The sequence below is a fragment of the Ectothiorhodospira sp. 9100 genome (genome assembly GCF_022227565.1).
GTDB lineage: Bacteria > Pseudomonadota > Gammaproteobacteria > Ectothiorhodospirales > Ectothiorhodospiraceae > Ectothiorhodospira > Ectothiorhodospira marina.
This window is the reverse complement of the sequence record NZ_JAJNAN010000158.1, coordinates 1-365: the sequence shown is the minus strand read 5'-3', so window position 1 is coordinate 365 and position 365 is coordinate 1. Positions and strand designations below refer to the sequence as shown.

Sequence of the window (365 nt, the reverse complement as noted above, 5' to 3'; positions counted from 1 at the left end):
CGCATGAAGGCTGTGGGACGCATCACGCGTCGCCGGGAACTTGCCGACAAGACCACCGAGGAAGTTGCTTACTACCTGCTCAGCGACGCACTGTCGCCGGAGCAACTCGTTGAGGTCACACGCCAGCACTGGGGCATTGAGAATCGCCTCCACTGGGTGTTAGACGTCACGATGCAGGAAGATCAGAGCCGTCAGCGCCGAGACCATGGCCCTGAGAACCTGGCGCTACTGCGTCGACTGGCGCTCAACGTGGCTAAATTGGAACCCTCAAAGGGATCCATGAAAGGCAAACGCAAAAAAGCAGGATGGAACGACGACTACCTGCTGAGCCTCATTCGTCAGTTCGCTCAACTGCGATAGCCCTG

At 58.1% G+C, this 365-nt stretch carries 1 protein-coding gene; it reads left to right on the top strand.

Features of this window, described 5'->3' with window-relative positions:
• A partial coding sequence (locus LPW29_RS15430) for an ISAs1 family transposase (protein WP_238628743.1) occupies positions 1-360 on the top strand: 360 nt, incomplete at its 5' end.
• Positions 361-365: the final 5 nt, after the last annotated feature.